This window comes from uncultured Tateyamaria sp. (genome assembly GCF_947496075.1).
Lineage (GTDB): Bacteria > Pseudomonadota > Alphaproteobacteria > Rhodobacterales > Rhodobacteraceae > Tateyamaria.
The window spans coordinates 123,588-137,683 of record NZ_CANMBJ010000006.1 but is presented as its reverse complement, the minus strand read 5'-3'; the positions used below and the strand labels follow the sequence as shown (position 1 = coordinate 137,683).

Annotated in this window: 13 protein-coding genes; 6 read left to right on the top strand and 7 right to left on the bottom strand. The window is 57.4% G+C overall.

The window, feature by feature from the left end; all coding sequences use genetic code 11:
* Positions 1 to 71: 71 nt before the first annotated feature.
* The 5 genes from Q1A51_RS19570 to Q1A51_RS19550 all read right to left on the bottom strand — a co-directional run bounded on the left by Q1A51_RS19570 (position 72) and on the right by Q1A51_RS19550 (position 5,274).
* On the bottom strand, positions 72 to 956 hold the full coding sequence (locus tag Q1A51_RS19570) for an ABC transporter permease (protein ID WP_299204107.1): 885 nt from the start codon (positions 954 to 956) through the stop codon (positions 72 to 74).
* Positions 957 to 962: 6 nt separating this feature from the next.
* A complete protein-coding gene (locus Q1A51_RS19565) occupies positions 963 to 2,600 on the bottom strand; it encodes an ABC transporter permease (RefSeq protein ID WP_299601439.1) in 1,638 nt (545 codons plus the stop codon).
* 3 nt (positions 2,601 to 2,603) lie between these two features.
* Positions 2,604 to 2,891, bottom strand: a complete 288-nt coding sequence (locus Q1A51_RS19560) for a DUF1330 domain-containing protein (protein WP_299601437.1) — start codon at positions 2,889 to 2,891, stop codon at positions 2,604 to 2,606.
* A 91-nt stretch (positions 2,892 to 2,982) separates the two neighbouring features.
* Positions 2,983 to 4,092 carry an extracellular solute-binding protein gene (locus tag Q1A51_RS19555; protein ID WP_299204116.1) on the bottom strand — a complete coding sequence of 370 codons (1,110 nt, stop codon included), beginning with the start codon at positions 4,090 to 4,092 and terminating at the stop codon, positions 2,983 to 2,985.
* Positions 4,093 to 4,173: 81 nt separating this feature from the next.
* Positions 4,174 to 5,274, bottom strand: a complete 1,101-nt coding sequence (locus Q1A51_RS19550) for an ABC transporter ATP-binding protein (protein WP_299204119.1) — start codon at positions 5,272 to 5,274, stop codon at positions 4,174 to 4,176.
* 191 nt (positions 5,275 to 5,465) lie between these two features.
* On the opposite strand from Q1A51_RS19550, the gene Q1A51_RS19545 reads away from it, so the two are divergent.
* Positions 5,466 to 6,617 (top strand): M24 family metallopeptidase, encoded by a 1,152-nt coding sequence (locus Q1A51_RS19545; RefSeq protein WP_299601434.1) that lies wholly within the window; start codon positions 5,466 to 5,468, stop codon positions 6,615 to 6,617.
* Here Q1A51_RS19545 and Q1A51_RS19540 read toward each other — a convergent pair.
* Positions 6,614 to 8,011 (bottom strand): aspartate aminotransferase family protein, encoded by a 1,398-nt coding sequence (locus Q1A51_RS19540; protein WP_299601432.1) that lies wholly within the window; start codon positions 8,009 to 8,011, stop codon positions 6,614 to 6,616. The genes Q1A51_RS19545 and Q1A51_RS19540 overlap by 4 nt on opposite strands.
* A 150-nt stretch (positions 8,012 to 8,161) precedes the next feature.
* On the opposite strand from Q1A51_RS19540, the gene Q1A51_RS19535 reads away from it, so the two are divergent.
* From Q1A51_RS19535 to Q1A51_RS19515, 5 genes are read left to right on the top strand one after another with little or no spacing between them, the layout of a single operon-like run.
* Positions 8,162 to 9,244 carry a polyamine ABC transporter substrate-binding protein gene (locus Q1A51_RS19535; protein ID WP_299601429.1) on the top strand — a complete coding sequence of 361 codons (1,083 nt, stop codon included), beginning with the start codon at positions 8,162 to 8,164 and terminating at the stop codon, positions 9,242 to 9,244.
* A 60-nt stretch (positions 9,245 to 9,304) separates the two neighbouring features.
* Positions 9,305 to 10,429, top strand: coding sequence for an ABC transporter ATP-binding protein (locus Q1A51_RS19530; protein ID WP_299601426.1), 1,125 nt, complete (start codon positions 9,305 to 9,307; stop codon positions 10,427 to 10,429).
* Positions 10,426 to 11,301, top strand: a complete 876-nt coding sequence (locus Q1A51_RS19525) for an ABC transporter permease subunit (protein ID WP_299204134.1) — start codon at positions 10,426 to 10,428, stop codon at positions 11,299 to 11,301. Before Q1A51_RS19530 ends, Q1A51_RS19525 begins: the two co-directional genes overlap by 4 nt.
* Complete coding sequence (locus tag Q1A51_RS19520; protein WP_299601422.1) at positions 11,298 to 12,116, top strand: ABC transporter permease subunit; 819 nt, start codon at positions 11,298 to 11,300, stop codon at positions 12,114 to 12,116. The genes Q1A51_RS19525 and Q1A51_RS19520 overlap by 4 nt, the downstream gene beginning before the upstream one ends.
* Positions 12,113 to 13,432 (top strand): FAD-binding oxidoreductase, encoded by a 1,320-nt coding sequence (locus tag Q1A51_RS19515; protein WP_299601419.1) that lies wholly within the window; start codon positions 12,113 to 12,115, stop codon positions 13,430 to 13,432. Before Q1A51_RS19520 ends, Q1A51_RS19515 begins: the two co-directional genes overlap by 4 nt.
* On the opposite strand, the gene Q1A51_RS19510 is transcribed toward Q1A51_RS19515, so the two are convergent.
* Positions 13,429 to 14,094: a flagellar hook capping FlgD N-terminal domain-containing protein gene (locus Q1A51_RS19510; protein WP_299601416.1), complete on the bottom strand. Its 666-nt coding sequence runs from the start codon at positions 14,092 to 14,094 to the stop codon at positions 13,429 to 13,431. The two genes, Q1A51_RS19515 and Q1A51_RS19510, sit on opposite strands and share 4 nt — an antisense overlap.
* Between the last annotated feature and the right edge of the window lie 2 nt (positions 14,095 to 14,096).

The following is a 14,096-nucleotide window of genomic DNA, read 5'->3' as shown; positions in this document are numbered from 1 at the left end:
CGCCATTGTTTGTGGGGGCGCTGCCCCCCGCCCTTCGGGCTCCCCCGTGGTATTTCCGGTCAGAAGAAGGCTTAGCCGGGTGATAGCCCGCGCAACCGTTCGCTGCGGCGGCGAAGGAGTTCAACTGTTGTCAGCAGCGCGATGGAGATCACGACCAGGATCGTCGCCACTGCAAGGATTGTTGGGCTGATCTGTTCGCGCAGGCCGATGAACATTTGCCAAGGCAGAGTTTTCTGGCTGGCTGATCCCACAAACAGAACCACGACGACTTCATCGAACGAGGTGATGAAGGCAAAGAGGCCGCCCGATATGACGCCGGGCAGGATCAGCGGCATCTGTACGCGGAAGAAGGTTGTGACCGGTCCTGCACCCATGTTGGCTGCTGCGCGTGTCAGGGAGTGGTCAAAGCCGACCAGCGTTGCGGTGACCGTGATGATCACGAACGGGATGCCAAGCACGGCGTGGGCCAGCACGACTTTGACATAGCCGACGAACCCTTTGTCCAAGCCCAGCGTGCCCTCGAGCCAGTTGCCGAGCTGGGCGTAGAAGAAGAACATGCCTGTGGCCGAGATGATCAGCGGCACGATCATGGGCGAAATCAGGATGGCCATGATTGTCCCTTTGAACGGCACATGGCTTTGGCTGAGGCCGATTGCGGCAAGCGTTCCGAGGCTGACCGAGATGATCGTTGCCAGCGGTGCGATGATCAGCGAGTTCTTGAGGGCCAACTGCCATTGTGGGTTGGTGAAGAAGTCGCGGTAGTGTTTGAGCGAGTACCCTTCGGGATCAAGCCGGAGCATTTCGGGCGTGAAGGTAAAGAAGTCCTGTGCGTTGAACGACAGGGGCATGACCACCACGATGGGTGCGACCAGGAAGAAGAATATCAGCCCGCAAATGACCCGGAAGCTGTAGTACCAGATGCGCTGACCCAGCGTGGCGTATGGAGGAAGGCCCATGGTCTGTTATCCCAGCTTGACGTTGTCGATGCCCACGATCTTGTCGTAAGCCCAATAGAGCACCAGCACGGCGGCCAGCAGGATGGTTCCAAGCGCGGCGGCAAGGCCCCAGTTCAGCGATGACGAGATGTGGTAGGCGATCCGGTTCGAGATGAAGACACCCTTGGTCCCACCCACGATTTCCGGCGTGATGTAGTAGCCGATCGACAGGATGAAGACGAGGATGCTACCCGCGCCGATGCCTGGAACAGACTGCGGGAAGTAGACGCGCCAAAACGCGGTCCAGTTGGTGGCCCCCAGTGATTTGGCGGCCCGCAGGTAGCTGGGCGGGATGGTTTGCATCACCGAATACATCGGCAGGATCATGAACGGTAGCAGGATGTGCGTCATGGCAACGATGGTGCCGAACTGGTTGTTGATCATGATCAGGCGGTCGCCGTCACCGACAAGGCCGATCCAGACCAGCACATCGTTGATCACACCTTGCTGTTGCAGCATGACTTTCCAGGCTGATGTCCGCACGAGGAGCGAGGTCCAGAATGGCAAAAGAACGAGGATCAGGAGCAGGTTCGCCTGTCGCATTGGCAGGTTGGCGAGCAGCCACGCGATGGGATAGCCCAGCGCGATGCAGGAGAAGGTGATCAGCAGTGACATCCAGATTGTACGACCGAAGAGTTTCAGCAGGATCTGTTTGTCGTCGGGTTGCCAGGCGACCCCATCAGGCGTTTTCTGCGCGTCGACGGCGTTGAGGAAATAACCTGATGTGTAGGTGCTGGAATGCGTTTGAATTGTCTTCCAGACCGTTGCTCCGGCCCAGTCTTCATCCATGTCTGCAAAGGCAGTCGCCATCGCCGGAACGGGCAGGTCAGCAGTCTGGGCCTCGGCCAGCAAGTCAGCGCCCGGTCCTGAATATGCCGAAAGGTCAGCGGTTCTGAGATCCAGCGCAAGGGCGGTTGCCACGGCTTCCCATGGGTCGCGGGTGGCAGGGTCACGGCCTTGCTGCGTGGCTGTGTAAACAGCCCACGCCGTGTAGGCCCGTGTTGTCCTGGGCAGCAGGTTGGACAGGGTCGCGTCCGGTGCAAAGTTGACCTCATCACTGGCTGGTGACCCTGTGAGGGCCGCGACACGCTTGCGCTGCAGGTCAAGCAGAGCAGTGTCGGTGTTGTCTGTGGTATTGAAGATGCCGTGCCATGTTTCGCCGTCTTTCCAAGCGTTGTTGAGCTTTTCGAGCGGTTTTTGCGTTTCCTTGCCAATGTCATCGAGCGCGCGCCCGGATTGGCGGAACAGGGACGAGACCCCGGTCTGTTCGTAGTTGAGACGCGTTCCGAGCCTTGTGTGGCGCTTGGCCTCGGCTGCGAGGAACATGTCAAAATACAGTGCTTCGTAGACGGCCTCGCTGGGCGTTTTGCCAGCGTTCGGGTCCCAGTCCGCTAATGCTTCGACCGTCATGGGAAGTGTGTTTTCGACGATCTGGTTTTCGACCGAGCGGAACAGCATGGACGCGATCGGCACGATGAATGTGATCAAGACAAAGATCAGGAGTGGCGCAATCAGCCCCAATGCCCGCAGTTTCTGACGGCGCAAGGCGCGTGCGAGGCTGCGTTTCAGCGGGGTGCCGTCGGCGGCAAGCATCATTTCGGCCATGGGTCAGGCTCCTTTCGCAACGACAATCATTGATGTCGCAGTGCGGTGGCGGATCTTCATGACCTCTTGGTATTCGGGGTCGTTATAGGCGGCCAATGCCGCCTCGTAGGTGGGGAACTCAAAGACGACGTGGCGGGAAAACTCCGGCCCTTCCATCGACTGTGCTTCACCGCCACGCACCAATGGGACCGCTCCGTGTGACAGCAGGATCGGCGTGTCCTTTTCGACGTATTCTTTGTACGCCTCAGGGTCGTTCACAGTGATATGGCCGATGATGTAGCCTTTGGGCATGGTCGTCCCCTTTGGTGGGGCAAGGCGGGGGACACCCCCGCCTTACGATTGGTGTGCAGTAAGGCGGACGTGTCGTCCGCCAAACCTTGGCTTATTGTGCCAGCCAAGCTTGGAATTTGGCGTCGATGTCGTCGCGGTAGTCCGCCCAGAACTCGTAGTTGTAGAGGAACGTGTTCTGCGCATTGTTGGGGTCGGTTGGCATGTGTGGTGCCATGTCGATGCCCAATTCCGCGTGTTGACCAACCAGCGGTGCCGAGGACGCGCGTGCAGGGCCGTACGAGATGTACTTGGCCTGGTCTGCCAAACGCTGTGTGTCGGTTGCGAACTTGATGAAGTCACGTGCACGTGCTTCGCGCTCGGGGCTTAGGCCCGTTGGGATGATCCAACCATCAAGGTCGAATACCTGCGCATCCCACAGCATACCAATCGGCTGCTTCTGTTCTTCGATGGCTGCAAACAGACGACCGTTATAGGTCGAACCCATCACCACTTCGCCGTCAGCCAGCAGTTGGGGCGTATCGGCACCGGCGGACCACCAGATCACGTCGTCCTTGATGGTTGCCAGCTTGTCGAGCGCCTGCTGCTGACCTTCTTCGGTCGCGAGCACGTCATAGACGTTATCCTTGGCCACACCGTCGCAGAGCAGTGCCCATTCCATGTTGTTGATCGGGCGCTTTTCCAGCGACCGCTTGCCGGGGTACGCTTCCGTGTCGAAGACGGCGCAAACGCTTGTGGGCGCTGTATCGCCGACCAGGTCGGTACGATAGCCGAACGTGGTCGAATAGACGATCTGCGGGATGAAGCAGTCGCTGACCAACAAGTCACCGAAGTCGTCCGCAGCCGATGTGCCATCGGGGGCGGCTGCCAGATCTTCGTCTGGATCGATTTCCAGTGCCAGGCCTTCGTCGCATAGGCGGATCGCGTCTGCGGCCACGACGTCAACGACGTCCCATGTGACGCTGCCCGCTTCGTTCATGGCGCGCAGTTTCGCCACGGCTTCGGCCGAGCTTTCGTCCCACACGGCGCTGACGCCTTCGTTCATTTCCAGATACGGCGCGACATATGCGTTTTGCTGGCTAGACTGGTATGCACCGCCCCAGCTGACAAGAGTCATGTCGCTGGCCATGTGGCCGTCGGCGAATGCCGTGCCCGACGCCAGCGTCAAAGCAGTTGTGGCAAGTAGGGTCTTGGTGAGTTTCATGAACTTACTCCCATTGTTAACGCCCGTTTGAATTGTGCGAAGGCCGGACCACGGGCGTCGCCCTGGCCTTCTTCTCTTTGCTCAGGCGTCAAGCGCCCGGCAATCCTGTGGCAACCACCCGATGTCGATCTGAGTACCCGGTGTCAGGCGCACCTGATCGGGGGCGTTGCGTGTCTTGATGACAAAATCGTCGTTCCCTGCGACGCGTAGGCGCGTGCGGAAGATGTCACCCATATAGATGAATTCCAGCACTTCGGCCTTCAGCGTATGCGCGTCAGGGCTGAGCCGTTCCTTGTTCATTTCGACGCGTTCAGGGCGAATGGAGACGCGGGTGCGTTGACCCACTTCGGTGACATTGACGGGCTTGGCGTCAATGATCTCGCCATCGTCCAGCGTCACTTCGCACTGGTCGCCTGCGATCTTGCTGACGGTGCCCATGAGCGTGTTGTTTTCGCCGATGAACTGCGCGACGAAGCTGTTTTCGGGTTCTTCATAAAGTTGATCTGGCGGGGCCAGTTGTTGAATGCGCCCGTCGTCGAAGACGGCAACGCGGTCGGACATGGTCAACGCTTCGGTTTGGTCGTGGGTCACGTAAACGGTCGTGATTCCCAGATTGTGCGCCAACCGCGTGATTTCGAACTGCAGGGTTTCGCGTAGTTGCTTGTCGAGCGCACCGAGCGGTTCGTCCATCAGCACCAGCTCGGGTTCGAACACCAGCGCACGGGACAAAGCGATCCTCTGCTGCTGACCACCGGACAGTTGCGCGGGGCGCCGACCTGCAAAGTCCTGCATCTGCACCATGCCAAGCGCGCGCATTATCTTTTCTTCGCGCTCGGATTTGCCAATCTTGCGCACCTCAAGCGGAAAGCTGAGATTTTCGGCCACCGTCATGTGCGGGAAGAGCGCATAATTCTGGAACACCATACCGATCCCACGCTTGTGCGGCGGGATGTTGTTGATCGGTTTGCCGCCCAACTTAATTTCGCCATGCGTGGCTGTCTCGAATCCGGCCAGCATCATCAGACAGGTCGTCTTGCCCGACCCTGACGGCCCAAGCATCGTCAGGAACTCGCCCTTGGGCATTGAGAGGTTGAGATCTTTGACGACGAGGATTTCGCCATCATAACTCTTCTGCACACGCTCGAATTCGACGAACGCGTGGTCGGTCGCAGTGTTGGCCAAATCTGGCTCCCCGTTCTTTTGGCGATCTTGTGTCGCCGCTTTGACGCAAACTAAACCGAGGTGGATGGCGCAATGCAACCAACTATGACGCAAAACAACGATTGGTAGCGCAATCCGGTCGGAATCACTGCACTGTTGTGCGTTTTTGGGCATTGTTCCCGTGACATCAAAACAGGGAATGGCTGGGAATCATGGAATATGCATTTGACATTGGGGAGTATCACGCGCGGTTGATGCAGGTCCGGACAGCCATGGCAAAGGCCAATCTGGATTGTCTGTTGATCACGGACCCGTCGAACATGGGATGGTTGACGGGTTATGATGGGTGGTCATTTTATGTGCATCAGGGTGTGATCGTGACCCATGATGCCGATCCGATCTGGTGGGGTCGTTTGCAGGACGTGGCGGGCGCGATGCGTACGACTTGGATGGGCGACGGTGGCGCGGTCGGATATGACGAACATTACATTCAAACCTCAACCCGGCACCCAATGGAAGACCTTGCTAGCCGTCTCTCTGGTCGTGTTGGAGTCGAGATGGACAACTACTATTTCTCTGCCAAAGCATATGCGGTGCTTGAAACCGCAGGGCTTGAGTTGGTTGATGCCACGTCGCTCGTGAACTGGTGTCGTGCTGTAAAATCGGATGCCGAGATTGCTTTCATGCGCAAGGCGGCACGCATTTCTGAAGCAGTAGTTGACGGTATGGCACAACGTATCGTTCCGGGCATCCCAAAGAATGAGGTGGTAGCGGAAGCATATCGGGATGCCATCCGGGGCGTCGACGGAGACTGGGGAGACTATCCAGCGATTGTGCCGCTTGTGCCATCGGGGGCAGATGCAGCCGCGCCACATCTCACATGGAATGGCGATCCGTTTCGGTCAGGAGAGGCGACAACACTCGAGATTGCAGGGTGTTACCGTCGATATCATGTGCCATTGTGTCGATCGGTGTTCCTTGGGCACCCACCGGACGAGATGAAGCGCGCCGAAGCCGCAGTGATTGAGGGGCTGGAGGCAGGAATTGATGCCGCCCGTGCAGGCAATCAGGCGCGGGACGTAGCGGCGGCTTTGAATGGAGCGCTGAAGAAGGTTGGGATCGAGCGCACGGCGCGCTGCGGGTATCCCATTGGATTGAGCTATCCGCCCGATTGGGGCGAACGCACCATTTCATTCCGGGCAGAGGACGACACGGTGCTTGAGCCGAACATGACCTTTCACTTCATGCCAGGCCTGTGGATGGACGGCTGGGGCCTGGCCATCACAGAAAGCATTCGGATCACGGAAAGTGGACCCGCAGAATGTTTCTGCGATCGGCCAAGGGGCATGATTGTAAAGAACTAGGTGGTGGGCTTTAGCATGTCGCCGTCTACGAGTTGCGCATAGCACTCGTCCAACGCGGTTCGTGCCCGGCGACCCATCTCTGCAATCTCATCCAGTGAGATGATCAGGGGTGGTGAAATGACCATTCGGTCATAGACATGGCGCATCACCAGATTGTTTGCAAAGCACCGTTCGCGACACATGAACCCAGCAGTGCCAGCATCCATTGCGAACTTTGCGCGGCTATCCTTGTCCGGTGTGAGCGCGAGCGATCCCATCATGCCGGTGATCGTGGTTTCCCCAACCAGCGGATGGTCGGCCAGCCCATGCCACATCTGCTGCAGCGCAGGCATTGCGACATTGCGCACATGGTCGAGCACATTTTCTTCCTCGAGGATACGCAGGTTTTCAAGGGCGACCGCTGCGGCAACCGGATGACCGGAATAGGTGTAGCCGTGATTGAACTCGCCCGACCCGATCACCTCTGCCACTTCGTCACAGACCACCGACCCGCCGATGGGTTGGTAGCCCGAGCTAAGCCCCTTGGCGATCGTCATGATATGCGGCTTAATCCCCAAGGTTTGTGAGCCGAACCAGTTACCGGTCCGACCAAAACCGCAGATCACTTCGTCTGCAATTAACAGGATTTCGTATTTGTCGCAGATACGCTGTATTTCGGGCCAGTACGTGCTGGGCGGGATGATGACACCGCCCGCACCCTGGATGGGTTCAGCGATAAAAGCGGCAACCTTGTCTTCGCCATGTTCAAGAATTGCCGCTTCCAATTCTTGTGCCCGCGACAGACCAAAATCCTCAGGGCTCATATCGCCGCCTTCGGACCACCAGTTGGGCTGGTTGATGTGAACGATGCCGGGGATGGGCAGGCCGCCCTGTTCGTGCATCGCCGTCATGCCACCCAGCGATCCCGATCCGACGGACGAGCCGTGATAGGCATTCTTGCGGCTGATCACGATCTGCTTGTCAGATTTGCCCTTTATGGCCCAATAGGTGCGGACCATGCGTAGGTTGGTATCGTTTGCCTCGGACCCAGATCCTGCAAAGAAGACGTGGTTCAAATCGCCTGGAGCAAGTTCGGCAATCTTCTGGGCCAGCGCAATGGCGGGCACGTGGGTCGTTTGGAAGAAGGTGTTGTAATAGGGCAGTTCGCGCATCTGGCGGGCGGCGACATCTGCAAGTTCCGTACGGCCATAGCCGATGTTCACACACCAAAGGCCAGCCATCCCATCAAGAATTTCGTTCCCTTCGCTGTCGTGCAGGAACACGCCATTGGCCCGCGTGATGACCCGCGCGCCTTTTTCAGCCAACTCGCCCCCTGCGGTGAAAGGGTGCATGTGGTGCGCTGCGTCCAGTGCCTGAAGCTCGGACGTGGGCAGGTGGTTTGTGATGGCGGGCATGGAAACCTCGGGTGTTGAACAACGTGCCGAGAATATGGGCAGCGCGCCTGCCGTCAATCCGCCATCTGCAATCTTGCTGGACGCATGAAGCAAAAGTTGATTTCATAACCGCTGACCCGGGCTCACCGGGCGTGATACGGGGAGTACACCATGAAAACTACACTGCTGAGTTCTGTCGCAGCTTTTGCCCTGACGGGCGCTGCGCTTGCAGACGAAGTGCGCGTTTACAACTGGTCTGACTACATCGACGAAGACCTGCTGACGAAATTCGAAGAAGAGACCGGGCTTGATCTGGTTTACGACGTCTTTGACAGCAACGAGGTTTTGGAAACGAAGATGCTGGCCGGCTCTTCTGGCTATGACATCGTCGTGCCGTCGGGCACCTTCTTGCAGCGCCAGATTAGTGCGGGGGCATTCCAGAAACTGGATGCCTCCAAGCTGCCCAATGCCGAAAACCTGTGGGACGTGGTCGAAGCGCGGACTGTGCAGTATGATCCAGACAACGCTTATTCCATCAACTACATGTGGGGCACCACCGGCATCGGCGTGAATGTTGGCAAAGTTCAGGAAATCCTGGGTGAAGATGCGCCGCTGGGATCGCTTGATTTGGTCTTTAAGCCCGAGAACATGGAAAAGCTGCAGGCTTGCGGCGTGCATTTCCTGGATGCACCGACCGAGATGGTTCCAGCGGCTCTGCAATACATCGGTGAAGACCCCGACAGCCACGATCCGGATGTTCTGGCCAAGGCCGAGCCAATCCTGATGGGTGTGCGTCCTTACGTGCAGAAATTCCACAACTCGGAATACATCAACGCGCTGGCGAATGGTGACATCTGTGTCGCCTTCGGTTGGTCCGGTGACATCCTGCAGGCACGTGACCGCGCTGCCGAAGCTGAGAACGGGGTTGAGGTAGCCTACAATGCGCCGAGCGAGGGTGCTCTGATGTGGTTTGACCAGATGGCAATCCCTGCCGACGCGCCGAACCCCGAGGGTGCGCATGCGTTCCTGAACTTCATTCTGGACGCGCAGAACATGGCGCAAGCTTCGAACTATGTGTACTACGCCAACGGCAACGCAGCCTCGCAAGAGTTTTTGGTTGAGGACGTGATTGGTGATCCGGCAATCTACCCGGACGAGGCGACGCTCGAGAACCTTTACACCACCACACCGTATCCGGCCCGCGTGCAGCGGACAGTCACGCGTATGTGGACCAAGATCAAGTCTGGCACTTAAGGCCGACTTCCGGGCGCGAGGCATCTCCTCGCGCCCATTTCCTTTTGAACGGAATTCCCCTTGGCAGAGACTGTTTTCGCCCCCTGGGACGACCCGAATGAGAAGCCGTTGATCCGGTTTCGCAATGTCACGAAGCGCTTTGGTGATTTTATTGCCATCGATGATCTGACCCTCGACATCTTTGAACGTGAATTCTTTGCCCTGCTGGGCCCATCGGGCTGCGGCAAGACGACAATGATGCGGATGCTGGCGGGGTTCGAAAACTTGACGGACGGGTCCATTGAACTGGCGGGACAGGACATTGCCGGTGTGCCAGCTAACAAACGGGCCGTGAACATGATGTTCCAGTCCTATGCACTGTTTCCGCATCTTTCTGTGTGGGACAACATCGCGTTCGGCCTACGGCGCGAAAGCAATGACAAGGCGGCTATTGCGGCACGAGTCGAAGAGATGTTGAAGCTGACGCGGCTTGAAAAGTTTGCGCGTCGTAAACCGCATCAGATTTCAGGTGGGCAACGCCAGCGTGTGGCGCTCGCCCGGTCACTGGCGAAGGCGCCCAAACTGCTTTTGCTGGATGAACCGCTTGGTGCGCTTGATGCCAAACTGCGCGAGGCGACGCAGTTCGAGTTGATGGACATTCAGGAAAAGACGGGCACGACTTTCGTTATTGTCACCCACGATCAGGAAGAGGCGATGACCGTCGCCAGCCGCGTGGCCGTCATGGACGAGGGGCGCGTGATGCAGGTCGCAACGCCTGAGCGCATCTATGAAGCGCCGAACAGTGTCTATGTCGCGGATTTCATAGGGGATGTGAACATCCTCCGCGGTCAAGCCAAGCCGATTGAAAACGAAACCTACGAGGTCAACTGGGCCGCACAACAGACACCGGTGGTCGCCGCAAGCACCCGCCCGTTTTCTGATGGTCAGGCATGCCATCTGGCAATCCGGCCCGAGAAGGTAGCGATCCACAGGGACAAACCTGAGGCCGACAATGCTGTGCAGGGCAAGGTTCTGGACATCGCCTATCTTGGGAACCTGTCCACGTATCACGTGGAGTTGCCCACGGGTGACATCATCAAGGCGCAGGTGGCCAACACGCGCCGCATCTCGCGCAGAGATTTCACGTGGGAAGACCCGGTCTGGGTGAGTTGGACCAAGACCGCCGGGGTGCTTTTGGCGAAATGAGGCGTGCGGTTCTCATAGCGGTTCCCTATGCGTGGCTTTTTGCGCTGTTCCTGATCCCGTTCGCGGTGGTCTTCAAAATATCATTGTCGGATATTGCGCTGGCCATTCCGCCGTACACGCCCACCGCCAAAGACGGCATCTGGAATATGCTGTCGCAACTGGATTTCGAGAATTTCATCTTTCTGACCGAAGATGATTTGTATTGGAAAGCCTATGTCAGTTCGCTTCAGATTGCGTTGATTTCGATGCTTTTGACGCTGCTAGTGGGCTATCCCATGGCCTATGCCATGGCCCGCGCACCAGAACAGTGGCGCCCAACCCTACTGATGCTGGTGATCCTTCCGTTTTGGACGTCGTTTCTGATTCGCGTCTACGCATGGGTCGGTATCTTGTCGGGCGAAGGTTTTTTGAACCAATTCCTGTTGTGGATTGGGATCATTGATGCGCCACTGACGATCCTGAACACCAACACTGCGGTCTATATCGGGATCGTTTATACGTATCTGCCTTTCATGATCCTGCCGATATATTCCGCGCTCGACCGTCTGGACGGATCGCTGATCGAGGCGGCTGAGGATTTGGGATGTTCGCGGATCAAGGCGTTCTGGCTGGTGACGATTCCACTTTCGCGCAACGGGATCATTGCAGGGTGTTTCCTGGTCTTTATTCCGGCGCTGGGCGAATTCGTGATCCCATCGCTTTTGGGTGGTTCGGGCACGTTGATGATCGGGAAGGTGCTGTTCGAAGAGTTCTTCTCAAACCGTGATTGGCCGGTGGCTTCTGCGGTTGCTGTGATCCTCCTGCTGATCCTGATCATACCCATCGTTCTGTTTCAGCGGAACGAACAGAAACAGGTGGAGGCCGAGGGATGAACCGGCTTTCGTCCTTCAATGTCGTGTCGCTGACGCTTGGGTTTGTGTTTCTGTACGTGCCGATGCTGATCCTCGTGATCTACAGTTTCAACGCGTCAAAGCTGGTCACGGTTTGGGCGGGGTTTTCGACCAAATGGTACGGTGAGCTGTTGTCGAACGACGCTTTTCTGGACGCGGCGTGGGTAACGCTCCGCGTTGCGGTCATCTCGTCGACCATTGCCACAGTTCTGGGCACGATGGCAGCGTATGTTCTTGTGCGCGGCGGACGATTTTGGGGGCGTACCCTGTTTTCTGGCATGATATATGCGCCGTTGGTGATGCCCGAGGTGATCACCGGTCTGTCGCTGCTTCTGCTGTTTATCGGGATTGGATTAGATCGGGGCGTTTTGACCATCGTTCTGGCGCATACAACGTTTTCGATGTGCTTTGTATCAGTCGTGGTGTCTTCGCGCTTGGTGAGTTTTGACAGATCGCTTGAGGAAGCAGCGCTTGATCTTGGGGCGTCACCTTGGGATGCCTTTCGCCTCGTGACATTGCCGATCATCGCGCCTGCCGTCATTTCTGGCTGGCTTCTGGCCTTCACGCTCAGCCTTGACGATCTGGTCATCGCTTCCTTCACATCAGGACCTTCAGCCACGACCCTCCCGATGAAGATATGGTCGTCCGTACGGCTTGGTGTCAGCCCTGAGATCAACGCCCTTAGCACCATTCTTATTGGATTGGTCACGGTCGGCGTAATCGCAGCATCGTTGGCATCAAAACAGGCGGCAGTGCGGGCAAAGCGGGACGAACAGGCGGCTGCTCGCGCTGCATGAGGCGCATTTTTTCAAAATATGCCTACGCATCTGGACCAAGGGATGGATGCTGGTGGGATGAAACGGCCCAAGCAACGGCGCGACCCGCGTTGTTGGGTGATGCCAAATATGATGTCGCCATTGTCGGGGCTGGCTTCACCGGCCTTTCTGCAGCGTTGCATCTTGCACGGCGCGGTGCGCGGGTTGTTGTTCTGGATGCAATCGCGGCCGGCTGGGGCGCGTCAGGGCGCAACGGTGGATTTTGCTGCCTGGGTGGCAGCATGCGTTCGGATGCGACATTGGATCAGCGATATGGTTATTCAGCGAGGCGGGCGTGGCGGACCACAGAGCGGGTTGCTGTTGAGCTGGTTGAACAGCTGATTGACGATCTGTCGATAGATGTGGATCGGCATTCGCACGGCGAAACATGTCTTGCCCACAGGCCCCGCGCCTTTGAAAATTTCGAAGGGGAAGCACGTGCCGCTTACGAAAACTATGGGGTCGAAGCCGACATTCTGCCTCCTTCAGATTTGGCCTCAGCTGGTTTGTCTGGCCCCTTTCACGGTGCGCTTACAATCCCGATTGGGTTTGGCTTGAACCCACGGAAGTTGCTTGATGGGTTGATAGATGCGTGTCTCGAGTTGGGTGTCGCGATCCACGATAACAGCCCGGCTCTGAGCATCACGTCCGGAGCAATCAAAACTCCGAACGGTGCCGTCTGTGCTGAACAGATAGTCGTCGCAACCAATGGCTATTCGAGCGAAGACGTCCCAGCTTGGATGGCCGCACGCTACATGCCCGCTCAATCAACTGTTGTCGTAACGCGCCCGTTGACCGATGAAGACCTGCAGCGACAGGGATGGTCGAGCGATCAGATGGCGTATGATACGCGGAGCCTGCTCCATTACTTCCGTTTGATGCCGGATCGGCGGTTTCTATTCGGAATGCGCGGTGGGTTGCTCTCGGGCCGCAAGGCAGAAACAGCAGCGCGTTCTTCCGTGATGCGTCACTTTCATTCCATGTTCCCGGCGTGGTCTGATGTTGACATCACGCATGCATGGTCGGGACTTGTCTGCTTGACGCGAGATCGCGTGCCGTTTGTAGGGGCAGTACCTGGAATGTCAGGCGTGCTGGCCGGGTTTGCATATCACGGCAATGGCGTAGCAATGGGCACGTATGCTGGCCATGTTCTGGCGGCTCTAGCAAGCGGCAAACGTCCAGATCACTACCCGGATGTCATGTCTACTGCCGCCACGCGCTTTCCCTTTGGTCGCTTTCGTCGTCTCATCATGCCGAGTGTCTATACCGGGTTCAGAATAAGCGACGCGTTGCCCTAGGACGCTTCTCGCAGCCCCGTCACATTATTGGCATGTACCATGTATCCACTTTCAAGCACCAACAGGGTTGATCCATTTTCGATGCGCGCCTCGGTCACGCGATTGTAAGCCAGTGCTGGTTCTGTCAACAGAACCTCTCCATTTGCGACGCTTTCGACCTGGAAGGAGTACTCGCCATGTGGAAGAGCCGTTCCATCCGAGTCCAGGCCATCCCAGATATATGGTTCGGCGCTGACCGGTAGGCTGAGGCGGGTCACCTCGGTGCCCTGTTCGTTTGTTACTAACAGTGTCACAGCATCCGCAGCGACAGGCGGGTTGGGAGCAATGGTGATCGACGATCCTTCAAATTTGACCGGCCCTTGTACCAACGCTTCCATTCCGATCCAATTGGCTGCGCCAGACATGTCATTGGCACCCAGTGCAGCAAGCATTTCTTGCATTAGATCATTCGTCATGACCTGCTGTTCGACCATTGAGAATTGCGCCAGCTGTGCCGCGTATTCGGACGAATCGATGGGTTCAAGCGGATCCTGGTACTCAGCTTGCGCGGTAAGCATTTTGAGAAACACTTCAAAATCCGAGCTTAGTACACTGGAGGTCGCAGCGTTGCCGATTGCACTGTTGGTGGCCTGTGTGGGAGCAGGTGTTTGTGTGATATCCATTT